Source organism: Nonomuraea aurantiaca, assembly GCF_020215705.1.
Taxonomy (GTDB): domain Bacteria; phylum Actinomycetota; class Actinomycetes; order Streptosporangiales; family Streptosporangiaceae; genus Nonomuraea; species Nonomuraea aurantiaca.
This window is the reverse complement of sequence record NZ_JAIWNB010000006.1, coordinates 198,820-222,664: the sequence shown is the minus strand read 5'-3', so window position 1 is coordinate 222,664 and position 23,845 is coordinate 198,820. Positions and strand designations below refer to the sequence as shown.

The following is a 23,845-nucleotide window of genomic DNA, read 5'->3' as shown; positions in this document are numbered from 1 at the left end:
TATGCCGTACGCCTAAAGGGGGTTCACATGCGTGTCGTTGATGCCAGAGAGCTGAGCGCGGTGTCCGGCCGGCCGGTCGCCATCCCTGACCCGGAGCGGCTGGTGCACCTGCAGTTCCGGCGCTTCGCCGGGTGCCCGGTCTGCAACCTGCACCTGCGGTCCATCGTGCGCAGGCATGACGAGATCGAGGCGGCGGGCGTCCGCGAGGTCGTGGTCTTCCACTCACCGGCCGAAGAGCTGGCCGAGCACACGCCCGGCCTGCCGTTCCCGGTGATCGCCGACCCGGGCAAGCTGCTGTACGTCGAGTTCGGGGTGGAGTCGGCGGCCCGCTCGCTGCTCGACCCGCGCGTGTGGGGGACGCTCCTGCGCGTGGTCGCCGTGACCACGTGGGGGGTCCTGCGGGGTCGCGAACGCGCCCCGGCGGCCAAGCCGCACGGCGGCCGGCTGGGCCTGCCCGCCGATTTCCTGATCGGGCGGGACGGCCGGGTGCTCGCCGCCAAGTACGGTGAGCACGCCTACGACCAGTGGTCCGTCGACGAGATCCTCGACGTGGCGTCCCATGCGCCGAAACCGGTTTAGAAGTAGCCAGGTCAAGACTGCTGTAGCCGCACCACCGTGAGCACCCCGTCGCCGACCTCATGCAGCTGTACGGCGAATCGCCCGTCGGCCGTCACCAGGTCACGAAAGGCCGCCACCTGCTCCTGATGGCTGAGCGCGTTGTCCACCGCGACGACACCCCGAGGGGAGAGCACCCGCTGCAACTGCGGCCAGTAACCCACGTACGCGGGCCGTTCGGCGTCGAGCACCACCAGGTCGACCGACCCGTCCGGGCTGGCCGCCAGCACCTCCCCGCCATCCGCGTGGATCACGGTCACCTGGTCGGCCACCCCGGCCGCCGCAATGTTGGCCCGCGCTTGGTCGACCCGTGCGGCGTCGATCTCCACCGTCTCCAGGTGCCCGCCGGTGTCCCGTACGGCGTCGCCGACCCAGATCGCCGAATAGCCGTTGGATGTCCCGATCTCCACCACCCGCCGGCTCCCCTGGACGCGGACCAGCAGCGCGATGAGGCCCGCCGCGCCCGGGGTCATGTTGCGCAGCCGCAGCAGGCGGTCGGCCAGGGGCGCGTCGTGCTCGCGGCCCAGCTGGTAGAGGCTGTCGAGGTAGTCGGCCAAGGATGTGTTCACTGATCACCTTCCGTCTGGCGAGAGGCCCTTGTGGATCAGCGGCTCGCCTCATTGACCGGCTGACGGGACCTCGACGAACGACGCCTCGAAGGAGTTGCGGGCGATCTGGTCCAGCTGTGCGTCCGTCATGCCCAGCTCGTCGCGCAGCGCCCGGTAGTTGTCCTCGACATAACCGCCGAAGTACGCCGGGTCATCGGAGTTGACCGTCACCATCAGGCCCTCGTCCAGCATCGCGGGCAGGATGTGGTCCCGCAGTGACGCTACCGTGCGCAGCCGGACGTTCGACAGCGGGCACACCGTCAGCGGGATCCGCTCCTCCCGCAGGCGGGCGACCAGCGAGGGGTCCTCCATGGCGCGGATGCCATGGTCCACCCGCTCCACCTTGAGCACGTCCAGGGCCTCCCACACGTAGTCGGGGCCGCCCTCCTCGCCGGCGTGCGCGACCCGGCGCAGGCCCTCCGCGGCCGCCATGTCGAACACCCGGCGGAACAGCGCCGGCGGATGACCGACCTCCGCCGAGTCCAGCCCGACGCCGATGAAGTGGTCCCGGTACGGCAACGCGGCCCGCAGCACCTGCTCTGCCTCCTCGGCCCCCCGGTCACGCAGGAAGCACATGATCAGAGCCGCTGAGACGTCGCTGTCCTTGAGAGCGGCCGACAGCCCGCCGAACACCGCCTCCAGCGACACGCCCCTGCTCAGATGGGCCTGCGGGTCGAAGAAGATCTCGGCATGCCGTACGCCCTGCGCCTGGGCCCGCCCCAGGTAGGCGGTGGCGAGGTCGTAGAAGTCCCGGTCGGTGCGGAGAACGGCCATGTTCTCGTAGTAGATGTCCAGGAACGACTGGAGATCGGCGAAGTCGTAGCGCGCCCTGATGGCCTCCGCGTCGAAGGTCGGCAGGTCGATCCCGTTGCGCCTGGCCAGCTCGACCACGAGCTCGGGTTCGAGGGTGCCTTCGATGTGCAGGTGGAGTTCGGCTTTGGGACGCATGTGATCGAGTAAACCTGACAGGACACCGGCCACGGTATCGTGCGAACCTCCGAACTCTCGCCCAATGACCTGGCATAACATCAGATTCATGCGGCTGGCGGATCTGGTGGCGCGTGACGACCTGAGCCTCGTGCCGGTGACCGGACATGACGGGCTCGGCAGGGAGGTCAGGCGTGCCTATCCGACGGATCTGCCCGACCCGCGGCGCTACCTGCGCCCCGGCGACCTGGTCCTGACCAGCGGTGTCTGGTACACCCAGCCGTCCGACTGCGAGACGTTCGCCGACGCGCTGTGGACGAGCGACGCCGCGGGGTTGATCGTCGGGCTGGTCGTGCTGGGGGAGCTTCCGGAAGCGCTGGTCAAGGCGTGCGAGCGCCGCCGGTTGCCGCTGCTCCTGGCCGCGCCCGACCAGCCGTTCGGCGCGATCACCGAGGTGGTGATCGAGGAGGCGTTCGCGGCCGAGCGGCGCAGGGACGAGCGGGCCCGGGCGCAGACGCTGCTCGACCTCCTGGGCACGCAGCGGATCGCGCCCGGCGAGGTGTCGGCCCACCTGCGGCTGCTCGGGGCCGACCCGGGGCTGCCGACCACGGCCATGGTGGTGGCCAGGATGGGTGGGTCGGACGACGACGACGTGCCCGCCCTCATGTACGCGCTGGCCAGGAGAGGTCGGCAGCTGGTCGTCGGCGGGCGGTCCGACGAGGGGATCGTGCTCGTCAACGGCAAGGTCTCGCGCCAGGCGCTGACCGACGAGTTGCGCGCGCTGGTGACCGACCGGCCGGGCATGCGGGTGGCGGCCGGGATCAGCGACGCGACCGCCAGCGTGTCGCAGCTCGGCGAGGCGCTGGAGACCGCGCGGCGGGGCATGGAGTCGGCCCGCTACGGCGAGGGGCCGGTGTCGGTCATGTCGGTCGCCGACGTGGACAGCCACGAACTCCTGCTCGCCCAACTGCCCGTGAGCGTGCGGCGCTCGTTCAGGGAGCACCTGCTCGGGCCGATCATCGAGTACGACGCGCGGCACGGCTCCGAGCTGCTGCGCACGCTCGACGTCTTCCTGGAGACGTGCGGCTCTTGGCAGCGGACGGCCGACGAGCTGTACGTGCACGTCAACACGCTGCGCTACCGCATGCAGCGGATCGAGGAGCTGACCGGGCGGCGGATGTCGTCGATGCGCGACCGTACGGACCTCTATCTGGCCCTCAGGTCGGCTCAGCCGTCCGAAGGGGACCCTGCCTGAAGGGGCCCCTTCGGACGGGTCAGGGTAGCTCGCCCGCGACGAGACGTCCTCGTGAGACCACGGCGACGATGTTCGCCACGGCCAGGTCCGTGATCTGCTCCCACGGGCGCCCGCGCAGCACGATGAAGTCGGCCCCGAGGCCGGGCTCGATCCGGCCCACCGGCACGCCGATCGAGTCGGCGGCGTCCGAGGTCGCGGCGCGCAGTGCCTCAGAAGCGGACATGCCCAGGATCTCGGTCATGTGGACCACCTCGGCGAGCTGGTCGCCGAACTGGACGTGGTGCCCGTTGGCATCGGTGCCCAGAACGAAGCGGACACCCAGCCGCGCCGCCTCGGCGAGCAGCACGTTGCGCGTGGCCACGAGCTCGGCGGCCTTGGCCATCGACTCCGCGGTGACCGGGACCCGGCCTTCGGCGATGGCCTCGTTGATCAGCAGCGTCGGCGCGACGGGCGTGCGGCGCGCCGCGAGTACCTCGGCGAGATCCCCGCTCAGCAGCGTGCCGTGCTCGATCGAGTCGACGCGCTCCTCGACGGCGACGCGGATGCCCTCCTCGGAGTGGGCGTGGGAGGCCACCAGCATGCCGAGCGCGTGCGCCTCGTCGACGACGGCCCTGATCTCGTCGCGCGTGTAGTTGCGCCAGCCGCTCATGACCGGCATCGGCATCACGGGGCTGAGCAAGACGTTCGGCAGCGGGCTGACCGCGGTCGAGAAGGTCGACCTGGAGACGCCGAAAGGCTCCTTCCTGTCCCTGCTCGGCCCCTCGGGCTGCGGCAAGTCGACCGTGCTGCGCATCCTGGCCGGGCTCGAAAAGCCCACCGCCGGCGAGATCCGGGTGAACGGCGAGGCCCCCGAGGAGCTCCGCAGGAGCCACCACCTCGGCATCGCCTTCCAGGACTCGGCGCTGCTGGCCTGGCGCAGCGTCGCGGCCAACATCCGGCTGCCGCTGGAGGTCGCGGGGATCAAGCCCGAGCCCGGCGTGATCGACGACCTGATCAAGCTGGTCGGCCTGCAGGGCTTCGAGAAGGCACGGCCCGCCGAGCTGTCGGGCGGCATGCGGCAGCGCGTGTCGATCGCCCGCGCGCTGGTGGTCAAGCCCAGCGTGCTGCTGCTCGACGAGCCGTTCGGGGCCCTGGACGACATGACCCGCCAGCGGCTCAACCTGGAACTCCTGCGCATCTGGACCGAGAAGCCGGCCACCACGCTGATGGTCACCCACGGCATCGGCGAGGCGATCTTCCTGTCGGACGTGGTGGCCGTCATGAGCCCGCGCCCGGGCCGGATCGTGGAGATGGTGGAGATCGACCTGCCGCGTCCCCGGGTGCCCGAGATGATGCGTACACCGGAATTCCACGCCATCCACGACCACCTCAGCGACCTGCTCTTCGGGCACGGCTCATGAAGCGGATCCACGGCCTGCTCGGCGTCGTCGTGCTGATCGCCCTGTGGTGGCTGCTCGCCGTGACGGTCTTCGCGGACGGCGGCGCGGTCCCGACGCCGTGGGCGGTCCTGGCCGGGATGGGCCACGACGGCTGGGGCTTCTACGGCCCCAACACGACGGCCACCGTCAGCGCCGCGCTCCAGGGCTTCCTCTGGGGCAACGGCCTGGCCATCGGGGTGGCGCTGCTCGTCCTGCTCGTCCCGCGCCTGGAGGCGGTGGCGACCCAGCTCGCGGTGATCAGCTACTGCATCCCGCTGCTGGCCATCGGCCCGATCGTCCTGGTCGTCTTCGGCGGTGAGGCCGCCGTGGTGTTCCTGGCGGCCGTCTCCGTCTTCTTCACCACGCTCATCGGCGCGCTGCTCGGGCTGCGCTCCGCCGACCGGACCAGCCTCGACCTCATCGCGGTGTACGGCGGCGGCCGCCTGGCCAAGCTGCGGTACGTCCAGATCATCGCGGCGCTGCCGAGCACGTTCGCCGGGCTGAAGATCTCGGCCCCCGGCGCCCTGCTGGGCGCGATCATCGGCGAGTACCTCGGCAGCAACGACCAGGGCCTCGGCGTCTCCCGGATGATCTCCCAGCAGCAGTTCCAGGTCCCTCGCACGTGGGGGCTGGCACTCGTGGCCGGCCTGGTCGCGGGCCTCGGCTACGCGATCGTCGCGCTGGTCGCCCGCGTGGTGACACCCTGGTCGTACGGCAGAGCGAGGTCCTCCTGATGATCGGCCGCATCGTGTTGCGCGTCGTCGGCCCGCTGCTGCCCTCCGTGGTCATCGTGGTGGCGATCTGGTGGCTGTCCCTGGAGGCGTTCGGCATCAGCCCGCTGGTGGGCAAGCGTCCCCCGCAGGTCTGGGAGTACCTGTTCGGCTCCTCCCCGGCCCATCGCGACGCGGTCTTCGCCGCCCTGGGCATCACGATCAGGGACGCGGCCATCGGCTTCGTCAGCGGGATGGTCGCGGCGGTGGTCGTGGCGATGGCGTTCGTGCTGTTCAGGACCGTCGAGCAGACGTTCATGCCGGTCGCGATGTTGCTGCGCTCGGTGCCGCTCGTGGTGATGACGCCGCTGATCACGCTCGTCTTCGGCCGCGAGCTGGTCGGCGTCGCGGTCATCGGCGGCATCGTGGTGTTCTTCCCCGCCCTGGTCAACGTCGCCTTCGGGCTGCGCTCCGCCTCGCCGCAGGCCACCGACCTGATCATGGCGTACGGGGGCGGGCGGCTGACCGTGCTGCGCAAGGTGGCCGTGCCGACGGCGATGCCCTCGGTGTTCGCCTCCGCGCGGATCTCCGTGCCCGCCTCGATCATCGGCGCGCTGATCGCCGAGTGGCTGGCGACCGGGCAGGGGATCGGCGCCGGGATCCTGCGGGCCATCGGCGGGTTCCGGTATGACGAGGTGTGGGCGGACATCGTGGTGGTCACCGCTGTGTCGATCCTGGCGTACGCGGTCGTGGGCGTCGTCGAGTCCCTGGTCCTGGCCCGCTTCTCGGACAACCGCGACTGACCCGCGCCCGCGAGGTCAGGGGCGGCGGATGGGGCAGGGGTGCGTAGTGTGCCGGTTCGGGCAGCAGATCACGCTGATCGTGGCGAACCTGCCTCCGGTCAGCCACTCGCCCCACTGGACGTCCACCCCGCGGGGCAGCGCGTCCGCCGCGCCGTCGAGCCGGGCCGTCAGCCCGATCCGGTCCGGACGCGGGAACGCGTCCCTGATCTGTGCGTACTGCATGGCCAGCCACTTCACCGCCCGCCCTGGGTCGTCGAAGCTGGCGCGGATCCGGGAGGCCGGTCTGGCCAGCCAGTCGCCGGTGCGCATCGGCGGAAGGAGTGAACCGGCGAACTCGGGCGAGCCCGGACGCCGCTCATCCTCCCGTTCGCGCTCCTCGCCGTTGCCCACCCACGTGTACGCGTGCCAGTGCATGAGATCCCCACAGCTCGGTTGCCTCGCAGAGGGTCATTCCCCGTAAAAGGGTGCGGGCCCGGTCGCGGTCCGCTGTGCGGGGGGAGGCGCGACCGGGCCCGCCGGATGGGAGCGCCGTGGCGTTGCGGTGGGAACCGGCGCGGTGGCGCGCCTGGTGGAGGCCCGACGCTCCCTGGCTGGGTGGGGTTCTGCGGTCTAGTGGGCGGCGAAGTCCTGGGTCCAGTAGGGGCCCTTCGTGGACTGGCCGACGCCGATATGGGTGAAGGAGCAGTTCATGATGTTGGCGCGGTGACCGGGGCTGTCGAGCCAGGCTCGGACGACCGAGGCGCCCGTCGGCTGGCCCATGGCGATGTTCTCGCCCCAGGTGCTGACCGGCGCGAAGCCGGCCGTCGCTATGCGGTCACCCGGGGTCCGGCCGTTCTCGGAGTCGTGGTCGAAGTAGTCGTGGGCGGCCATGTCCGCGGAATGCCGCTCGGCCGCCGCGTGGAGCTTGGGATCGTGGGTGAGCGGGCGGCAGCCCTTCTTGGCCCGCGCCTGGTTGGTGAGGCTGACGACCTGGTCCTCGGTGGCCGAGGCGGTGCCGGTCTTCGCCGGCGTCCGCGCCTTGCAGGACAGGGCCACGGGCCGTGACCGGCTCGGCTTGCCCTGGTAGTCCATGGCCACGACGTAGTAGCGCCCCGGAGCCGCGCAGCCGGCGCGGACGGTGATCCGGCCGTTCAGCACGAGCTTGGCACCGCTCTTCACCGTACGGTCGCGACCGGCCACGTCCCGGACGATCCGGACCCTGAGCGTGGCCTTGGCGTCGCAGCCGATCCGGCCGGCCGAGCCGACGATCATGCCCTTGGACAGGGACGGCTTGGCGGCCACGACCCGGCACGGGGCCTTCGTGGTCCCCGCCTGGGCGGCGGGCGTGGGGATGCTCAATGCCGCCAGACTTCCGAGGCAAACGAGTGCCTGGAGTTGCCTGCGCATCCTGTCCCTCCGGTCCTGCTAGATACGGCGTCGATCCCGCATTCTGGTGCGCCCGCAACGGCTATGTCACGAAAAACGCTGCTATATCTGGAGTACCAGGTGTCCCAATCGTAACAATTGCCCCATCGACCTCGGTAAACCTTCTGTGCCACTGTGACTTAGCGCTTCAGTTGGGGGCCTGTCCGGTGAACGGCTCTGTCCCGTAATCGGTGGTGGCGCTGGGTGATCTTCATTGCAGCAGGATGCGGTGGCGCAGAAGGTCGAATCCGGCACGGCCGTGCATCTGTCGCATGATCCTCTTCGTGCGGGTGTTGACGCCTTCTGTTCGGCCGTTGTGGTGCGGGAGGGTGAGGGCAGCATTCACGGTGTTGCGATCGAGTTCGAGGCCGTTGGCGAAGCCGTGCAGGTGGGGAAGGTCAGCGGCGCGGACGGTGGTGATCCAGGCGGTGAGCTTGGTGTCGTTGCCCGCGGCTGGGGTGAGGAGTTCGGCGAAGCTGCGGACATGGTGGGCGAGTGCGGTCAGTTCGGAGCAGGCGGCTGTGAGCTCCTGCACCAGTTGGGTGTCGCTATCGCGTAGCCGGTCGGGATGGGTGAGCAGGAGGCGTGCCAGGCGGCGCGGGGTGATGACGGGCCGTTCCCCTTCGGCTCGACCTTGGGTGATGTAGCGGTAGAGCAGGTTGAGGCTGCCGGTGTAGCCGAGCTCTTTGATCTCTCGGAACAGCTGCTGGACCGGAACGGCTGGGTCGGTGGCGCGCCGTTCACGCAGGTGATCGCGGTAAGGATCGACGAGAGTGGGCCGGTAGCGCGGAGCGCGGCGCAAAACCTCGGGCTTGTGGGTGCGGGCGTAGCGCTTGACGGTGTTGAGGGACAAGTTCAGCCGGCGGGCGCATTCCAGGAGGCCGACGCCCTTGTCCAGCAGGTCGTGGATCTGCTGCCAACGCTCGCGGGTGGTCTGTTCGTGGACGCCGGCGGGCCGAGGCGGGTTGATCGTGGCCCAGCAGGCGCTGTGCGACCGAACCTCAGCGAGGGTCTTGTCGCAGAAATTCGCCCACAAGTGCCACCGGTCCCCGACCTGCACCACCTCCGGCAGGGCACGTCGAATCGCCTCACCGTACGCGCCCGACCCGTCGCGGCAGACAATCTCGACCCCCGGGTGGGACCGCAGCCATGTCTCCAGGACATCGGCACCGCGGCCGGGCAGGACATCGATCCGCTCGCCAGTCTCGGCGTCGGTCAGGATGGTGGCATAACGGTAGCGGCGCTTGAGCGCGAAGTCATCGACACCCAGCACCCGCGGGATCCGCAGCCGTGGCAGTGGTAGCCGCACCAGCAGTCGCAGCGCTGTGGACCTCGAGATCGTGACGGCCAAGACCGCCGAAAGCCGAGCACCAGCCCGGCCGGCCAGTTCCTTGACCACTGCGCCCAGTTGACCGGTGAGCCTGCTCGTTCGACGCTGGTACCGCTCGAGCAGCCCCGGAACCTGCTCACGGAACGTCTGCCGAGGGCACCCCCATGCCGGGCAGACCAGACGCCGTACCTGTAGCGACACCACCACCCGCCGCCCGTCGACCGGGACATCCGTGACCGTCCGGCTGCCGTAGCCGTGCACCCGACCAGTCAGCGCCCCACACACCGGGCACGGTACCGGCTCGTCGCGAGTACGGGCCATGACCCGAATGAGGTCGTCCTCATCCCTTACATCCTCGATGACCAGGGAAGACAGCCCCGCAAACACCACACTCGTAAGATCGCCGATCTTCAGCACGGCCAACCCTGGCAGGGATCACGCAGCGCCACCACCGATTACGGGACAGAGCCCGGTGAACGGTGGGAGTGCGGTCGGCGGCCGATAGCGGCAATACGACTACCTGGAGGAACGCCCTCTCCGCCCCCGAGCGACCTCCGATCTCCGGACACTCCCCAGCAGCGCGCCACGCTCAGGGGCTGCCCTCCGGCAGGGCGTCGAAGGCCGCGAGGATCCGCGCCTTGTAGGCCTTGGTGAAATGTCCGCCCGCTTGTGCCGACCCTGCTGCTTATCGGTCACCCGACCATCCTGCCCCGTCATGGCAGCCTGGTTGTAGAGGGTCATCGTCACTGTCGCGAGGTGGCCAGGTCGGTGACCTCGCCGGTGGCGCTGGTGGCCGCCAGCGCGGTGGCGAACAGGATGAGCTGGTTGAGCGCCTTGAGGAAGAGCAGCATCGCCACCGCTCCGGTGACGACCTGGTAGGCGGGGTTGGCGGCGGTGAGGTTGAGCAGGGCTTGGCCGAGGGTCTTGAGGATCTCCAGGCCGATCGTGATGACGAGCGCCGGGGCGATCACCCGGCGTAGCGGTAATCGCAGCCGTGGTGGCGCGGTCAGCAGCGCCATGGCCAGTAAGGTGTTGATGCCGATGCCCAGCACGAAGGCCGCCACCGACAGCACCCACCGGGCGGGGGCGGCGTCCACACCCACGGTGTTCACCGCAAGCCAGGTCAGCACCCACTCGGCGGCGAAGGCGACGGTGAGCGACAGGGAGGGCAGCACCCCGAGCCCGGCCACCACGCCCAGGCGGCCGTTCCCCCGGCATTGCGAAGCGCTTGGACGTCCAGGCGTGGGAAGGTGTCGCTCAGGTAGCGCTGCACCTCGGCCAGCGCCGCCGGATAGTCCAGGAGGCGGCTGAGGATTGCGAACCCCAGCAGGGCCATGGCGAAGGTGGCGAAGAAGGCGTAGTAGGTGAGGGCGGCCGCTAGTCGGGCGGCGTCGGCCTTGTCGTAGCGGATCAGGGCACGCACCGTGTGATCCAACCAGCCATGCCGGCTCTTCCCTCGCTTCCAGCCTGTCGCCATCCGGTCGGCCCAGCGCCGGGCGGCGCTCATGGCCGGGGCCGGTACGTCGGCGGAATGCGGCCGTGAGCGCGCGCCATGGTCGTTTCGCAGAAGATGGCTCACCGTGTCGTCGTGAGAAAGTTGGTAGGGCGGAATGACCCCTACCCGTGACGCACCTTTTATCTCTCCAACATTTCCCTGGCTTGAATCCTGAAAGCGTGCCTATCTCCGACCGGTGGGGAAGGTTCTGTGCATGGATCCACCTCAGGAGCGCCTGTTGCGGTTAGTGCCTGCGACCTTGGCGAGGATGGCCGCGTGGTGCGCGTGTCTGATCGTCATCGGCATCGTGGCCAACTACGTGTTCGGCTTCGTGGCGACGATGCGCATCCTCGCCCTGCCAGTGGCGGTCGCCCTGCTGCTGACCGCGCTGCTGTTCCCGCTCACCCGGCGCCTGCGCGCCTCTGGCCTGCGGGCAATCTACGCCACCTGGATCACCATGCTCGTCGCCCTCGCCGCGCTGAGCGGGACGGGCTGGATCATCGGCGTGCGGGCCAACGAGGAGTTCCCCGGCCTGGTGACACAGGTCAGGCAGACGGCCAAGACGGTGGAGGGCTGGCTCTACACCGGCCCTTTGCACCTGGAGCCGATCCAGCTCAGCCGCTGGGTGGACGAGATCGCCAAGTTCGTCACCGAGCGGCAGCAGCAGATCACCTCGACGGTTCTCGCGGGCACCGTGGTGGTGATTGAGGTCCTGGCCTCGATCGTCCTCCTGCTGTTCGTGACGTTCTTCCTGCTCAAGGATGGCGACCGGATCTGGTCCTGGTTCCTCAAGGGGTTCGGCCGGAGGGCGCCGCGGGTCGATCGGGCCGGGCGGACTGCCTGGGCCACGCTGTCCCACTACGTGCAGGGCACGGTGGCCGTGGCCGCAGTGCACGGCGTGCTGATGGGTCTGGTGCTGGCCATCATGGGCGTCCCCCTCTGGGCGGCACTCGCCGTACTGATCTTCCTGGCCAGCTTCATCCCGATCGTCGGCATCCTGTTCGCCGGGGCGGTCGCGACGCTGGTCACGCTCGGCGCGAAGGGCCCGATCTACGCGCTGATCTTCATCGGCATCCTGATCGTCGAGCAGCAACTGGAGAATCACGTGCTCCAGCCGCTGATCGTCGGCCGGATACTGCACTTCCACCCGCTGGCGATCATCCTCGTGCTGGCCGTCGGCGGCATCCTGGCCGGGATCGCGGGCGCGGTCGTGGCTGTGCCGATCACCGCCGTCCTCTACCGGGCCGTGCCCGAGCTCTTCAAGGACGATCCGATCCCCCTCCCGGCGAGACCGGCCCCAGAACCACCGGCGCAGGCCGTTCCTCCTCGGAAGGAACCCGAGCAGAAGGACTGACGGGCTTGGAGGCGAGCGCAGACGCGCGCTCGAACTAGACAAGATCATGACTGCACGGCCCGCGACAACTACAGTGCCGCTGCCGGTTTCGAGCTCGCGTCGCAGCGGTGCCAGGCCGGTCAGCAGCCAGTAGGCCAGGGCGCCGACGCCGTACAGGTCGGACAGCGTGCTGGGGGCGGCGTCGGTGACGCCGAGTTGCTCGGGGCTGGCGAACCACTTGGTGCCGCCCGGGGACACCGTGGAGACGCTCTTGCCCGCCTGGTGCAACTGGGACATGCCCCAGTCGATGATCCTGATGTTGGCGGGCCCGTCCAGCACGATGTTCTGCGGCTTGATGTCCAGGTGGATGATGCCGCTCGCGGCGGCGGCCTGCAGCCCGGCCAGCACCTGATCCAGGACCTGCAGGCTCCAATTCAGCGAGACGCCGGCGCCTGCCCGCTGCTGGAGGTGGAGGCTGCCTGGCTGGTAGAGGAGCGAGATGAGGTAGACCGCCTGGGATCTGCGGTCCTGGCCGGAGTCGAGGATCTGCCCGATGTGCGGGTGGTGCAGGCGCATGCTCCGTACTTCCCGCAGGAAGGTGCGGAATCGTTGGGGGTCGTTGTTGGCTTGGTGGAACACCTTGGCGACGACGGTGGCGGAGTCGGCGAGTTCGTAGGCCTTGTACAGGGCGGCCATGGCGCTGGCGTCGGCGTTCAAGGGGGCGTAGACGCGCCAGCGGTCGTTGAGCACCATGATCGGCGCAGGGCCGTCGCCGTCGCCGTCGCTGTGGGCGGGTGCGGGCGCTGCTGCGTGCTCTGACCCGCCTGGCCCGCCATGGCCTGCCGCCGCGGCAGGTGCCGACTCCGCGCACGCTGCAGCGTGGCCGAGGCGATGATCTGCGCTGAGGTGATGATCTGCTCGGCGTCGGAGCGGGCCTGGGCGAGGATCGCGGCAGCCTCGACCTGGGCGTCTTGGAGCACCTGATGGCGCGGCCGGTCCAGCTCGGCTGTTGCCACGACGGGAGGATAGGGGCGAGGCCGAGTGGTCGTTCCGCTGCCGGGGGGGAGAACAGACATGGGGGGCACGAGGTCTCAGCGCGCTGCCGCAGGGCCGGATCCGGCCCTGCCCCCGACGCTGCCCGTACTCGTGGCGGGGGTGGTGCCGTACATCGGGAAGCTGTGGTCCAGGCCGGTGAGGCGCAGCACCTTGGCCAGGTGCGGGCGGGGGGCGGCCAGGCAGAGGGCGATGTTCAGGGTTCTGGCCTGGTGTTGGACGCCGATCAGGACGCCCAGTCCGGCGGCGTCGCAGAACGATACTCCGGACAGCTCGAGGATGAGCAGGCTGGTGCTGTGTTGCAAGGCCCGCAGGAGGCGTTCGCGTACCGCCTCGCGGGTGCCGAGGTCGAGCTCGCCGCGCAGGTGCACGATGGTGGCGCTGGCAGGGATGGGCCACGGACCTGCCCCGAGGCGGGGGTGGAGGGTGGTCATGAGGTGCTCCGATCGAGGGCATCACGGGATGCTGGCACCGCAGGGATAGGGCTTCGCGATGAGGTCGAATGAAATCGAATGTGGTCGGTGACTGGGCTGCTGTCACGGGCTGCGCACGTGGCCGGCGGCACCACACCGGGGCATCCCTCGGGGGCCGGTGGACTCATGAGTGAGGTCGGCCAGGCGTGGGTCGGCCGGGGCGCGCCGGCGCCTGCAGGCGGAGACCTGGCGTCTGGTGCCAGCCGGTGAGCTCGAGCAGGCGTCGCACCTGTGGAGGCACCGACCGCAGGGTCAGAACACGGTCGCCGCCGCCGTCGTGCAGAGCGGTGGCGGCGCTGACCAGGGCGCGCAGGCAGGCGGTGTCGATGAATGTCAGGCCGCTCAGATCGACGCAGAACCCGTCGCTCGCCATCGAGGCCAGCGCCCGCCTCAGGGCGGGCAGGGTGGAGCGGTCGAGCTCGCCCTCGATCCGCAGGCCCGCGCAGTCGGCGAGCGGGGTGATGCGCAGGAGCCGGGCGGCGGCGGTGATCGGGGTGAGCGCGATCACGAGTCGTTCGATCAGGGCGGCGATCACGAGCGCGGAGGCGCTGGCAGCGTGCGTGGTGTTCATGCCGGGCTCCTACGGTGGAGTACGGGAGACAACAGGGCCGCGGGCTTGAGGCGGAATGAACACGTGGCGAGGGTGTCAGCGTGAGCGGTGTCGTGCGTGCAGTGCTCTGATCATCTAGCAGGCTCGCCGGAGCGGAAACCACCGATGCCAGCCAGGCTTATCACCACCGCCGATCACCGGCTAGGTGCCGGCAGGGCTGAGGGCGGGGAACCTCGCTCTGAGGAATGCCGTCCTCGCCGGCCCCCATCGCCACGCCTCAGAACCGCGGAATGCAGACCGGACAGAATCTCGTGGGCGACCGAATCCCGCCAGGCGCCCTCTCCACGTACAACACGCGAAAAGGGGCCAATCAGGTTCAGAAATAGGATGCCCTTCGTCACGCTCCGATGGACGATTCCTCGCCCCAGAAAGTCACGCCGTGGCCGGTGCCTGGCGACGCAGGCGCAGACGTAGCCGAGCGCTCCCCGCGACCCCTTCAATGCTAACCTCGTCACACAGGCGCCGGATCAGCCACAGGCCCACACCGTGGCCGGCGGCGAGGTCAGGTTCGAGGCTCAGATCGGCTTCGCTCAGGGCACCGACGGCGTCGACCACCTCCAGGCTCACCCCAACGTCGTCGCTCCACGCGATCAGGGCGCCGCCCGCGCCGCCGTGCTGCAGCACGTTGGTGGCAGCCTCGTTAGCGACGAACACCAGATCCTGCAAGCGCTGTCCGGTCAGGCCGGCTCCGAAACCGAAGGCGTGCACACACTCGCGCAGCGTCGCCAGGTCGCGGGTGATCGGCCACTGTAACCGGAACTCGGAGATCATGATGCATCGCTGCCTCTCGCCGGGGGTGACCGGTCCGCCCACCTCTTGCCCAGTCCTTGCGCTGCCATGTTGGTGATCGCATTGACCAGCCAAACATCAGATCCAGGGCGAGTCGGGGGCGAGCCCTCTTGCAAGTCCATCCCCGCCCTCCCGCCCATCGGGGCCATCGGGGCTATCGGGGCCTGGTCAACGTGGCGATCGTGGCTGGTGATGGGGCTTGCTGCGATTGCCCGTTCGGGTCTGCCCGCCTTCGTTGTCCCAGCCGGCCAGGCTCAGCTCCTGCTCGGCGGTGGCGTCGGCGGGGCCCTTCTGGCCTGCGGCGGCGAGGATGTCGCCAGGACGGGTACGGCCCCTGGAATCTGCCCGGCACCGGGTGGCCATGGCGAGCGCTTTGTGAGCGGCGGCGGGTGTGGTGTCGGGTGGGATGACGAGCAGGTTGAGGTGCTCGATCCCCGGGATGATCAGGTTGACCACGTGGGGGTCGATGGTGCGGAACCAGCCCACTTTGACCTGACGCCCGGGGGCGGCGATGCGGTGCGGGATGTTGTCCCAGGTGTCCACGTGCAGGCCCACGCGCAGGACCCGTCGGTTCAGCCGCTGGTCGATGGCGGCGATCAGGGCGGGCAGTTCCGCGCCGGCGTCGTAGGTGGCGGGCCACCACGCCCCGTCCACCGCGCCCTGGCGTGTGAGGTCGGGATCCAAGCTGAGCCGCTCGTGGCCGGGGCCGGTCATGGGGAAGGCTCGCGGCGTCGTGCGGCCAGGCGTGCCGGGGTCGGCCAGCGTACGTCGCGGGCCCAGCCGAGCTTTTCCAGCAGCCGGATCAGCCGGGCGGAGATGTCGATCTGGCCGGGCAGCACGCCGTGGCGGGCGCAGGTGGGGTCGGCATGGTGGCCGTTGTGCCAGCTCTCTCCGAACGACAGGATCGCCAGCGGCCAGAAGTTCGCGGCCCGGTCCCCGGCGCGAGTTTTCAGCGGCCGCTCACCGAAGACGTGGCAGACGGAGTTGATCGACCAGGTGACGTGGTGCAGCATCGCCATGCGCACCAGCGAGCCCCAGAAGAACGCGGTCAGCGCGCCGCGCCAGGTGCCGGTCGCCAGCAGGCCGATGGCGGGTGGCAGCAGCAGCGAGGCCGCGACCAGCGGCCCGAACAGCCGGTCCACCCGGCCGATGTCGGCGTCGGCGAGCAGGTCCTTGGCGAAGCGCTCCCGGTTGGTGAGGTCACGCCCGAACATCCAGCCGACATGCGCGAACAGCAGCCCCTTGGCCAGGCCGCGCACGCTGTGCCCGTAACGCCAGGGCGAGTGCGGATCGCCGTCGCGGTCGGCGAAGGCATGATGGCGCCGGTGGTCGGCCACCCACTGGATGACCGAGCCCTGCACGGCCAGGGACCCGGCCACGGCCAGGCCGATCCGCAGCCACCGGCCCGCCTTGAACGCGCCGTGGGTCAGATAGCGGTGGAAACCCACCGTGACGCCGAGCCCGGTCAGGACGTAAGCCGTGGCGGCGATCGCCACGTCGGCCCAGCTCAGCCCCCACCCCCAGGCCACTGGCACGGCGGCGGCCAGCGCCGCGAACGGCACCAGCACGAACACCCACAACACGACCACCGCCGCGACCGGTTTACGCCCGTCGATGATCGGCGCCGCGCCGATCCGCTCCCGATCGACGACGTCTGCACCCGTCGAAACCATGCCGGCCTCCCCCCGTCACACGTGCAGCAGCGTCCTTTCACGCTTTGGAACCAATCCGACTGCCCACGCCTTCAGTGCTCACACTCCGCCGGCGCTGTTTTGGGACTACCGGGGCAATATGGTGGCAAAAGCGTTTCTGATGCGTGGAGAGTGCTCGCCGTCACTGTGCCGGTATCCGGAGGGAGACGGCTACGAGCTCGTTGCCGGCTGAGTTGATGACGTTCTGGACAGCTCACACGCGTTCCGCGCCCGGCCCCGGCAGGGGTCACCAGCTGATCAGCATTCACTCACCGCGAGAGCGAGGAAGTCCGCGAAGTGCGCCGGGATCCCGGTCCATCGCTTTGTGGCGGTCCGTCGAGACGCGGGATCGAGCCGGATGCGTGTCAGATGCGGCGCGTCGGCAACGCGCCCACAGGCTCGCTATCGCCGCAGGTGATGAGACTTGCTGGGAATGGACGTTTCCACCGGCTCGCAGATCACCTTGACTGAGGACTGATCAGCCGGCGCAGCTTGCGTCGCTGTCACCGTGAGGGGGTCGTGATGACCCTGGACGCAGAAGGAACGAACGCGACCGCGCGCGCCGGTCTGAACGGTCAGGCGCCGCGTTGCGATCACATCGATCTGCTCCCGGCCGCGGAGCCCGGGCTGCCCGAATGCAAGGAATGTCTGGCCGCGGGCCGGACCTGGACGCGGTTGCTGGTGTGCCTGACCTGCGGGTGGGTGGCCTGCAGCGACGATGCGCGCGGAGGCCACGCCAAGGCCCACTACCAGGAAACCGACCACCCGGTGGTCGCCGCCCTGGACCCGGGCTCGACCTGGCGCTGGTGCTACGTGCACCGGCGAACCGTATAGATGGGACAGAAGCGACATCATGACCATTTTCGAACGGCCGGTGAAAGATCGGCTGGACTATGACGGCGCATCCCCATTTCCCGGGGCGGAGGAGCACCCTCCGGTCGGCCAGGCCCAGATGGGGCTGACGGCGGCGATCGTGATCCTGCCGTTCTTCGCGCTCGGCGTCGCGATCGTCCTGGCATGGGGGCAGGGAGTCGCGTTCACCGATCTGCTGCTGGCGGCGGGTTTGTATGGGGTGACCGGGCTGGGGGTGACGGTCGGGTTCCACCGGCTGCTCACCCATGGCTCCTTCGCCGCGCGGCCATGGTTACGCGTGGCGCTGGCCATCGCCGGGTCGCTGGGTTTTCAGGGCAACGTCATCGACTGGGTCGCCGTCCATCGCCGCCATCACGCCTTCACCGACCGGCCGGGCGATCCGCACTCTCCTTACCGGTACGGCACCGGCCTGCGCGGGCAGCTTCGGGGGCTTGCCCACGCACACCTGGGCTGGCTGTTCGCCGACGACCAGACCCCGGCCGAACGCTACGCCCCGGACCTGCTGGCCGACCCGGCCATGGTCCGGGTGGCCCGCGCTTTCCCCGCGCTGTGCGCGCTGTCGCTGGCGTTGCCGTTCCTGGCCGGCTGGGCGATCACCGGCACCCTGTACGGCGCCCTGACCGCATTCCTGTGGGCCGGGTTGATCCGCGTCGCGCTGCTCCAGCACGTCACCTGGAGCGTCAACTCCCTGTGCCACATGATCGGCAGCAGGCCCTTCAAGACCCGCCGCCACGACCGCTCCACCAACCTGTGGCCGTTGGCCCTGCTGTCCTTCGGCGAAAGCTGGCACAACGGCCACCACAGCCAGCCCAACTGCGCCCGTCACGGCCTGAAACGCGGCCAGCTCGACCCGTCCACCGGGCTGATCCGGCTGTTCGAGCGGCTGGGCTGGGCGAGCGACGTGCACTGGCCCGACTACGAGCGCATCCAGCGCCGCCGAGCCGACCACCCCCAGCAGGCCCGCGCCCCGGCCGGAGACTGACCGATGTCTCTTGCGGTGTCACCGTTGGGATGGCTGCTCACCGGTGCGGCGGCAGCTGTGGTGATCGTCGTCGACCTGGTGGCCGGGCGCGGCCGTCGCCCTAGCCCCTTGCAGGCCGGCGTATGGGTGAGCGTCTCTCTCACCCTGGCCATCGCCTTCGGCATCGGACTGGGACTGGTCGCCGGTGTGGATACGGCGGTGTAGTTCTTCGCCGGCTACCTCACCGAATACAGCCTGTCAGTCGACAACCTGTTCGTCTTCGGGGTCGTCATGGCGGCCTTCGCCGTGCCGGCCGCACAGCAGGCCCGGGTGCTGCTCATCGGCATCGCCGCCGCGCTCGTCTTGCGCGGGTTGTTCATCCTGGCCGGAGCCGCTGCCATCGACCGCTTCTCCGCCACCTTCTACGTGTTCGCGCTTTCCTGATCTTCACTGCGGTGCAGCTCATCCGCCATCGTGGCGTTCAGCCCGACATCGCCCGAAATCCGGTCCTGCGCCTGGCCGCGCGGCTTCTGCCCACCACCCCGACTACCACGGCGGCGCATGGACGATCCGGGTGGCGGGGCGCCGGCTGCTCACCCCGATGGCGATGGTCATCGTGGCCATTGCGCTGTGCGATGTGATGTTCGCCCTGGACTCCATTCCGGCCATCTTCGGCCTGACCCAGGAGCCCTACCTGGTGTTCACCGCCAACGCCTTCGCCCTGATAGGGCTGCGCCAACTGTACTTCCTGCTCGGCGGCCTGCTCGACCGGCTGGTCTACCTCTCCCACGGGCTGGCGCTCATTCCGGCCTTCATCGGGGTCAAAATCATCGCCCAAGCCGCCCACGACAGCTTCCCGAACGTGCCGCAGACGGCGGGTCCAGGTCCCGAGCCAGGATCCCACCCGGACCGCCGACGAATTCCACAATGACTCCGCCCGATGACTCCGCCCGACAACTCCATCGTCTCCGCCACCCCCGCGCAAGAACAAAGATGGAGGTAGGACCGATGCGCATCGCATCAGCAGTGCTGATCCTGTGGCTGATCGCCGGCGCCGTCGCCGCAGGCCAGCGCAGCTACTACACAGGACCGGTGGAGAACTGCAATCAGGTGGCCACCATCGCGGTGACGATCCTGGCAGGGCCGCTCAACTATCTTGGTATGAACCCGAAGATCGCCTGCCAGACTCCCCAGCCCAGCAAGTAGCGCCAGGGCTGTCGAAGCTCGCGAGGGTCTACAGTGCAGGAAGACGATCCATATCGGCGCCGCCCGGTCGGGAAGGGGTGGTGGGCATGGAACTGCGCCAGTTGCGTTATTTCGTGACGCTGGCCGAGGAGCTGCATTTCGGCCGGGCGGCGGCCCGGGAGCACATCGTGCAGTCCGCGCTGAGCCAGCAGGTGCAGCGGCTGGAGCGCGAGCTGGGAGTGCGGCTACTGGATCGCAGCACCCACCACGTCGCTCTGACCCCGGCGGGCGCCGCTTTCCTCATCGAGGCGCGCCAGATCCTCGACCACGTGGGCCGGGCCGGGCAGGCCGCACGCAACGCCGTCGCCTCAGCGCCCACGCTGCGCGTCGGCATCATCGACGCCGGCTACGACACCATGCCGCAGATCCTGCGCGAACTCCAGCGCAACCATCCCGACCTCACCATCCACCAGGTCGAAGCGGGCACCCCCGAGCAGTACCGGCAACTGGCCGACGGCCGCCTGGACATCGCCATCGGACACGCCTCCCAGACCCCGGCCGAGGTGACGTCCAAGCTGATCAGGCTCGATCCGCTCGGCGTCCTGGTGCCCGACGACCACCGCTTCGCCGACATGGACGGCGTCCCCGTCGCCGCCCTTGCCGACGAAGTCCTGCTGCTCGGCGAGGAATCCCAGACCCCGGAGCTCAACCAGTTCGTCATCGCGCTGTGCCGCTCGGCCGGGTTCGCGCCCACCGTCTACGAGGGAACCGTCGAGAGCACCCGCGCCGCCGCCGACCTCGTCCTGCAGCACCGCTGCGTACACTGCATCCCCTCCTCCTTCCGCACCTCCAACCGGCCCGGCACCACCTGGCGGCCCCTGACCGAACCCACCACGCACTACCCCTGGTCACTGCTATGGCACGACGCCAACCCCTCGCCCCGCATCGCCACCGTCCTCAACAGCGCCCGACACCTCGCCCAACGGCGCGGCTGGCTGGAACCCGCCGCCCCGCCCACCGAACCAGCACCCAGCGAAGACGCCCCGACAGCCGCCAGCCACAGCGACGAGCCTGTCTGACGCACCGACACTGAACGCTGTACGCCCCTCGAAGCCGGGGTGATCGGTTCTGGAGATGGGCCCTTCCCGGATCGCCTGTTCCCGTACGGCACGCGTGGGTGTTGGCTCAAGGCGAACGAGTTCGACCGTCGGCGCCGGCACTCATGCAGCGGCCGATCCCCTGCTTCGACCGGTCCGGAAGACCGATCCCGCGCAGACATCGATGCACCGCCAAAGGGAGTTCGGCCATGGGCATCATCGCTTGGATCATCCTCGGACTGGTCGCCGGGCTGGTGGCCAGAATGCTGGTCCCCGGCAAAGACCAGCAAGGTTTGATCATCACTCTCATGCTCGGCATCGCCGGGGCGCTGCTGGGCGGCTTCGTGGCCACCCAGGTGTTCCACGTCGCCGGCATCCAGGGCTTCTTCAACCTGTCCACCTGGATCTGCGCCATCGTCGGCGCGGCAGTCCTGCTGCTCGCCTACAACCTGATCACCGGCCGCCGCACTGGTCGCCGAACCGGCCGCTGGGCCGGCCGCCGATGATCCCGCCCAGCTCACGTTCCTGCCGCGGCGGGGGTGATGGGTGATGCCCGTCGCCGGAGCCATCGCGGTCATCGTCTTCGGCGCCATCCTCACCTTCGCCCTGGCGGACGGTTCGGTGGGCGGCGTCGACCTGCGCATTGTCGGTGTCGTCCTGATGCTCGGCGGCGGCGTCGGGTTACTGCTGCCTCTGCTGCTGCGCACCAGGTCACGCTGGAGCCAGTCGACGGTTCGCAGCCGCCAGGACGTCATCGACGACCGCGTCAACGGCCGTACCGCCGCCACAGCCCCGATTGACAGTCAGGATCAGTCGGCACACCGATATATCGGCGTGCCGCTGAAGGCCGTCAACCTTTGTCAACCCGCTGTCTTCGGCCCCTCCTTGCAGGGCGTGCGCGAAGACATCGGCATCTGCAGGAGGCAGACATGTCCACGATGATTTGGCTGGCCGTCGCCGTGGCGGTGGTCCTGGCGCTGGCCGTCGGCTACGTCTTGCTGCGCCAGCGCCGGCAAGGCCTTCGCCGGCGCTTCGGCCCCGAATGCGAACACACCCTCAACGAACAAGACAGCCGCGGCGAGGCCGAGCAGGAGCTGCGCGCCCGGGAGAAACGCTTCGCCACCCTGGACATCACGCCGCTCACGCCCGCCTCTCGGCAGGCCTACGCCCAGCAGTGGGCCAAGCTCCAGGAGCGGTTCGTCGACGCGCCGGGTCCCGCTGTCACCGAGGCCGACGAGCTGGTATCGGCCGTCATGGCCGAGCGCGGATATCCCACCGAAGACTTCGAGCAGCAGCTGGTGGACCTGTCGGTGGTGCACGGCCGTACCCTGCACCACTACCGCCAAGCCCACGAGATCAGCAGACGCGCCGTCCCGGACGAGGCCTGCGCCGAGGACCTTCGGCAGGCCATGGTGCACTACCGCGTCCTGTTCGAGGAACTCCTCGACGACGGCGACGACCACCACCCTCAACAGGCCCCAGTCCGCGACAAGGAACCAGCACTCACCGACGACTCCCAGCAAAGGTGACCCGACATGGACCTCCGTAACGACCACGAACGCCTTGATGAGCGCCTCGACGAATTCGCCGAGGCGCCGTCACCCCGGCCCGGACCCGTCGATACGCACGACAACGACGCCCAGCCGGCGACCCCGTCTGACCAGCTCGTCTTCGACCAGTCAGTCCAGCTACCACCCGCAACCGAGTCGCCGACACCGGCGGTGTCTCTGCTCGGCAGCGACCCGGTCGACGTCCGCGCCCGGTGGCACGACCTTCAGGCGTCCTTCGTCGACGACCCCCGAGAAGCGGTGCAACGCGCCGACTCACTGCTGGACGAGGTGGCGGCCTCGCTCTGCCAGGCGCTGGAAAGCCGCATCAGCGAGCTGCAGTACCTCTGGAAGAACACCGCCCACAGCGACACCGAGCAGCTGAGGATGGCCTTGCGCTCCTACCGCGACGTCATGCACCGCCTGCTGCCATTCGCCGAAGAGCCAGCTACCCGGTAATCCCCTCCCATGCCGGCGGGGGAACGCTGAGGCCGGCGGTCCTGCACGTCCGCCGGCTTGGCGCCCTTGGCCACCGGCCGGCCGCCGGCACGGCACTGGAAGCAAAGGAAGGAATAGATGGCCGTCCTGGACATTCCTCTGGAGCAGATGACCGCCGAAGAGCTCCTGGTCGAAATGGTCCGGCCGCAGATCTCGGAAGCGCATAAGGTCCGGCTGCGCGAGCGGCTGGTGGAGACGCACGCCTGGATGGCCAAGTCCCTCGCGCGCCGCTACCGCAACCGGGGCGAGCCCATGGAAGACCTCCTGCAGGCCGCCTACGTCGGCATGATCAAGGCCATCAACGGATTCGACGCCGGCCTCGGCCACGACTTTCGCCGGTACGCGACCGTCACCATGGCGGGCGAGGTCAAACGCCATTTCCGGGACCGCGCGTGGGCCATCCGGGTTCCCCGCGTCCACCAGGAACGCCGCTCGAAGCTGAACCGGCTGTCCGCCGACCTCAGCCAGGCCCTGGGCCGCTCGCCGACCATCGCCGAACTGGCGGCCGACATGGGCCTGTCGCAGGAGGACGTCCTGCTGACGATGGACGCCTCGGCCGCCTACAGCGCCCTGTCGCTGGATGCCTCCTTCGACAACCACGACGGCCGTGGCGGCGGCCACCGCGCCAGCCTGGCCGACGTCCTGCCCTGCGCCGACGAAGCACTGGACACCCTCATCGGCATGCAGTCCGTCAAGCCACTCATCGACGCCCTGCCCACGCGTGACAAGCACATCCTGCTGCTGCGCTTCTACGGTAACCACACCCAAGCCGAGATCGCCGCCGAGATCGGACTCTCCCAGATGCACGTCTCCCGCATCCTGCGCAACGTCCTGGGCCGGCTACGCACGGAACTGATCGACTGACCGAGCGACTGGCCGAACAGCTGGCTGCATCTGGAGGGCTGCGATGACGGTGAAGAGCGGCGTCAAGTCCGCGGGCCGCCAGGCGGCCACAAGCCGCTGGCTGGAGTGGCCGGCCCGGGCGGGGTTCGCGGCATGCGGCGTCAACTACCTGCTGATCGGCGTGCTGGCGGTAATAGATCGGCGTGGGCGCCGGCGGTGAGGCGGCCGACGCCTCAGGAGCGATGCACGCGTCGTCGCCTACCCCGGTGGATTCATCGCCTTATGGCTGGTCGCCATCGGTTTCGCCGGGCTGGCGTTGTGGCGACT

32 protein-coding genes and 2 pseudogenes are annotated in these 23,845 nt (G+C 69.4%); 19 read left to right on the top strand and 15 right to left on the bottom strand.

Annotated elements, in window-relative coordinates:
- The first annotated feature begins 27 nt into the window (after positions 1–27).
- Positions 28–579, top strand: coding sequence for a peroxiredoxin-like family protein (locus tag LDL49_RS17200; RefSeq protein ID WP_225292067.1), 552 nt, complete (start codon positions 28–30; stop codon positions 577–579).
- Between the two features lie 11 nt (positions 580–590).
- Here LDL49_RS17200 and LDL49_RS17195 read toward each other — a convergent pair whose 3' ends face one another.
- Both LDL49_RS17195 and LDL49_RS17190 read right to left on the bottom strand, forming a co-directional pair.
- Positions 591–1,184, bottom strand: a complete 594-nt coding sequence (locus LDL49_RS17195; RefSeq protein WP_225292066.1) for an O-methyltransferase — start codon at positions 1,182–1,184, stop codon at positions 591–593.
- Between the two features lie 48 nt (positions 1,185–1,232).
- A complete protein-coding gene (locus LDL49_RS17190) occupies positions 1,233–2,171 on the bottom strand; it encodes an adenosine deaminase (protein ID WP_225292065.1) in 939 nt (312 codons plus the stop codon).
- Positions 2,172–2,259: 88 nt separating this feature from the next.
- Here LDL49_RS17190 and LDL49_RS17185 point away from each other — a divergent pair, with 88 nt between their 5' ends.
- Positions 2,260–3,405 (top strand): PucR family transcriptional regulator, encoded by a 1,146-nt coding sequence (locus LDL49_RS17185; RefSeq protein ID WP_225292064.1) that lies wholly within the window; start codon positions 2,260–2,262, stop codon positions 3,403–3,405.
- Positions 3,406–3,424: 19 nt separating this feature from the next.
- Here the strand turns inward: LDL49_RS17185 and LDL49_RS17180 are convergent, their stop codons facing one another.
- Positions 3,425–4,054: an amidohydrolase family protein gene (locus tag LDL49_RS17180; RefSeq protein WP_225292063.1), complete on the bottom strand. Its 630-nt coding sequence runs from the start codon at positions 4,052–4,054 to the stop codon at positions 3,425–3,427.
- Here LDL49_RS17180 and LDL49_RS17175 point away from each other — a divergent pair.
- Genes LDL49_RS17175 through LDL49_RS17165 form a run of 3 tightly spaced genes read left to right on the top strand, consistent with a single transcriptional unit; the run spans position 4,053 to position 6,336 of the window.
- The gene (locus LDL49_RS17175) at positions 4,053–4,805 is read left to right on the top strand and encodes an ABC transporter ATP-binding protein (protein ID WP_225292062.1); all 753 of its coding nucleotides are present in this window, start codon (positions 4,053–4,055) and stop codon (positions 4,803–4,805) included. The genes LDL49_RS17180 and LDL49_RS17175 overlap by 2 nt on opposite strands.
- Positions 4,802–5,557: an ABC transporter permease gene (locus LDL49_RS17170; RefSeq protein ID WP_225292061.1), complete on the top strand. Its 756-nt coding sequence runs from the start codon at positions 4,802–4,804 to the stop codon at positions 5,555–5,557. The genes LDL49_RS17175 and LDL49_RS17170 overlap by 4 nt, the downstream gene beginning before the upstream one ends.
- On the top strand, positions 5,557–6,336 hold the full coding sequence (locus tag LDL49_RS17165; RefSeq protein WP_225292060.1) for an ABC transporter permease: 780 nt from the start codon (positions 5,557–5,559) through the stop codon (positions 6,334–6,336). Before LDL49_RS17170 ends, LDL49_RS17165 begins: the two co-directional genes overlap by 1 nt.
- Positions 6,337–6,351: 15 nt before the next feature.
- Here LDL49_RS17165 and LDL49_RS17160 read toward each other — a convergent pair whose 3' ends face one another.
- The 5 genes from LDL49_RS17160 to LDL49_RS17140 all read right to left on the bottom strand — a co-directional run bounded on the left by LDL49_RS17160 (position 6,352) and on the right by LDL49_RS17140 (position 10,493).
- On the bottom strand, positions 6,352–6,750 hold the full coding sequence (locus tag LDL49_RS17160; RefSeq protein ID WP_225292059.1) for a hypothetical protein: 399 nt from the start codon (positions 6,748–6,750) through the stop codon (positions 6,352–6,354).
- A gap of 195 nt (positions 6,751–6,945) precedes the next feature.
- A complete protein-coding gene (locus tag LDL49_RS17155; RefSeq protein ID WP_225292058.1) occupies positions 6,946–7,674 on the bottom strand; it encodes a CAP domain-containing protein in 729 nt (242 codons plus the stop codon).
- A gap of 277 nt (positions 7,675–7,951) precedes the next feature.
- Positions 7,952–9,493: an ISL3 family transposase gene (locus LDL49_RS17150; protein ID WP_263655141.1), complete on the bottom strand. Its 1,542-nt coding sequence runs from the start codon at positions 9,491–9,493 to the stop codon at positions 7,952–7,954.
- A gap of 320 nt (positions 9,494–9,813) precedes the next feature.
- The gene (locus LDL49_RS17145) at positions 9,814–10,263 is read right to left on the bottom strand and encodes a YhjD/YihY/BrkB family envelope integrity protein (protein WP_308016134.1); all 450 of its coding nucleotides are present in this window, start codon (positions 10,261–10,263) and stop codon (positions 9,814–9,816) included.
- A complete protein-coding gene (locus LDL49_RS17140) occupies positions 10,194–10,493 on the bottom strand; it encodes a hypothetical protein (protein ID WP_225292057.1) in 300 nt (99 codons plus the stop codon). The genes LDL49_RS17145 and LDL49_RS17140 overlap by 70 nt, the downstream gene beginning before the upstream one ends.
- A gap of 319 nt (positions 10,494–10,812) precedes the next feature.
- Here LDL49_RS17140 and LDL49_RS17135 point away from each other — a divergent pair, with 319 nt between their 5' ends.
- Complete coding sequence (locus tag LDL49_RS17135; RefSeq protein ID WP_225292250.1) at positions 10,813–11,919, top strand: AI-2E family transporter; 1,107 nt, start codon at positions 10,813–10,815, stop codon at positions 11,917–11,919.
- 138 nt (positions 11,920–12,057) lie between these two features.
- Here LDL49_RS17135 and LDL49_RS59175 read toward each other — a convergent pair.
- The 7 genes and pseudogenes from LDL49_RS59175 to LDL49_RS17100 form a co-directional block, all read right to left on the bottom strand.
- Positions 12,058–12,594, bottom strand: a pseudogene (locus LDL49_RS59175) (protein kinase domain-containing protein); the annotation flags it as partial.
- Between the two features lie 17 nt (positions 12,595–12,611).
- Positions 12,612–12,914: a hypothetical protein gene (locus tag LDL49_RS17125; RefSeq protein WP_225292056.1), complete on the bottom strand. Its 303-nt coding sequence runs from the start codon at positions 12,912–12,914 to the stop codon at positions 12,612–12,614.
- Positions 12,915–12,989: 75 nt separating this feature from the next.
- A complete protein-coding gene (locus tag LDL49_RS17120) occupies positions 12,990–13,385 on the bottom strand; it encodes an STAS domain-containing protein (RefSeq protein ID WP_225292055.1) in 396 nt (131 codons plus the stop codon).
- Positions 13,386–13,548: 163 nt separating this feature from the next.
- Positions 13,549–13,995 (bottom strand): STAS domain-containing protein, encoded by a 447-nt coding sequence (locus LDL49_RS17115; protein ID WP_225292054.1) that lies wholly within the window; start codon positions 13,993–13,995, stop codon positions 13,549–13,551.
- A 411-nt stretch (positions 13,996–14,406) separates the two neighbouring features.
- Positions 14,407–14,805, bottom strand: a complete 399-nt coding sequence (locus LDL49_RS17110) for an ATP-binding protein (protein ID WP_225292053.1) — start codon at positions 14,803–14,805, stop codon at positions 14,407–14,409.
- A 186-nt stretch (positions 14,806–14,991) separates the two neighbouring features.
- The gene (locus LDL49_RS17105) at positions 14,992–15,537 is read right to left on the bottom strand and encodes a DUF5994 family protein (RefSeq protein ID WP_225292052.1); all 546 of its coding nucleotides are present in this window, start codon (positions 15,535–15,537) and stop codon (positions 14,992–14,994) included.
- Positions 15,534–16,496, bottom strand: a complete 963-nt coding sequence (locus LDL49_RS17100) for an acyl-CoA desaturase (RefSeq protein WP_225292051.1) — start codon at positions 16,494–16,496, stop codon at positions 15,534–15,536. The genes LDL49_RS17105 and LDL49_RS17100 overlap by 4 nt, the downstream gene beginning before the upstream one ends.
- A 540-nt stretch (positions 16,497–17,036) precedes the next feature.
- Here LDL49_RS17100 and LDL49_RS17095 point away from each other — a divergent pair.
- From LDL49_RS17095 to LDL49_RS17035, 13 genes and pseudogenes are all read left to right on the top strand, one after another.
- Positions 17,037–17,348 (top strand): UBP-type zinc finger domain-containing protein, encoded by a 312-nt coding sequence (locus LDL49_RS17095; protein ID WP_225292050.1) that lies wholly within the window; start codon positions 17,037–17,039, stop codon positions 17,346–17,348.
- 19 nt (positions 17,349–17,367) lie between these two features.
- A complete protein-coding gene (locus LDL49_RS17090) occupies positions 17,368–18,369 on the top strand; it encodes an acyl-CoA desaturase (protein WP_225292049.1) in 1,002 nt (333 codons plus the stop codon).
- Between the two features lie 3 nt (positions 18,370–18,372).
- Positions 18,373–18,573 carry a hypothetical protein gene (locus tag LDL49_RS17085; RefSeq protein WP_225292048.1) on the top strand — a complete coding sequence of 67 codons (201 nt, stop codon included), beginning with the start codon at positions 18,373–18,375 and terminating at the stop codon, positions 18,571–18,573.
- Between the two features lie 12 nt (positions 18,574–18,585).
- A pseudogene (locus tag LDL49_RS59170) lies at positions 18,586–18,792 on the top strand (TerC family protein); the annotation flags it as partial.
- A gap of 130 nt (positions 18,793–18,922) precedes the next feature.
- Positions 18,923–19,279 (top strand): TerC family protein, encoded by a 357-nt coding sequence (locus LDL49_RS59165; protein WP_372470374.1) that lies wholly within the window; start codon positions 18,923–18,925, stop codon positions 19,277–19,279.
- 77 nt (positions 19,280–19,356) lie between these two features.
- Positions 19,357–19,554 carry a hypothetical protein gene (locus LDL49_RS17070; protein WP_225292047.1) on the top strand — a complete coding sequence of 66 codons (198 nt, stop codon included), beginning with the start codon at positions 19,357–19,359 and terminating at the stop codon, positions 19,552–19,554.
- An 86-nt stretch (positions 19,555–19,640) separates the two neighbouring features.
- Entirely contained in the window at positions 19,641–20,612 is a 972-nt protein-coding gene (locus LDL49_RS17065) for a LysR family transcriptional regulator (RefSeq protein ID WP_225292046.1), read from the top strand.
- Positions 20,613–20,839: 227 nt separating this feature from the next.
- Positions 20,840–21,136: a GlsB/YeaQ/YmgE family stress response membrane protein gene (locus LDL49_RS17060; protein ID WP_225292045.1), complete on the top strand. Its 297-nt coding sequence runs from the start codon at positions 20,840–20,842 to the stop codon at positions 21,134–21,136.
- 43 nt (positions 21,137–21,179) lie between these two features.
- Positions 21,180–21,572, top strand: coding sequence for a hypothetical protein (locus tag LDL49_RS17055; RefSeq protein WP_225292044.1), 393 nt, complete (start codon positions 21,180–21,182; stop codon positions 21,570–21,572).
- The gene (locus LDL49_RS17050; protein ID WP_225292043.1) at positions 21,560–22,159 is read left to right on the top strand and encodes a hypothetical protein; all 600 of its coding nucleotides are present in this window, start codon (positions 21,560–21,562) and stop codon (positions 22,157–22,159) included. Before LDL49_RS17055 ends, LDL49_RS17050 begins: the two co-directional genes overlap by 13 nt.
- 6 nt (positions 22,160–22,165) lie before the next feature.
- Positions 22,166–22,636: a hypothetical protein gene (locus LDL49_RS17045; protein WP_225292042.1), complete on the top strand. Its 471-nt coding sequence runs from the start codon at positions 22,166–22,168 to the stop codon at positions 22,634–22,636.
- Between the two features lie 117 nt (positions 22,637–22,753).
- On the top strand, positions 22,754–23,539 hold the full coding sequence (locus LDL49_RS17040; RefSeq protein WP_225292041.1) for a SigB/SigF/SigG family RNA polymerase sigma factor: 786 nt from the start codon (positions 22,754–22,756) through the stop codon (positions 23,537–23,539).
- Between the two features lie 43 nt (positions 23,540–23,582).
- Complete coding sequence (locus LDL49_RS17035) at positions 23,583–23,738, top strand: hypothetical protein (RefSeq protein ID WP_225292040.1); 156 nt, start codon at positions 23,583–23,585, stop codon at positions 23,736–23,738.
- Positions 23,739–23,845 lie beyond the last annotated feature (107 nt).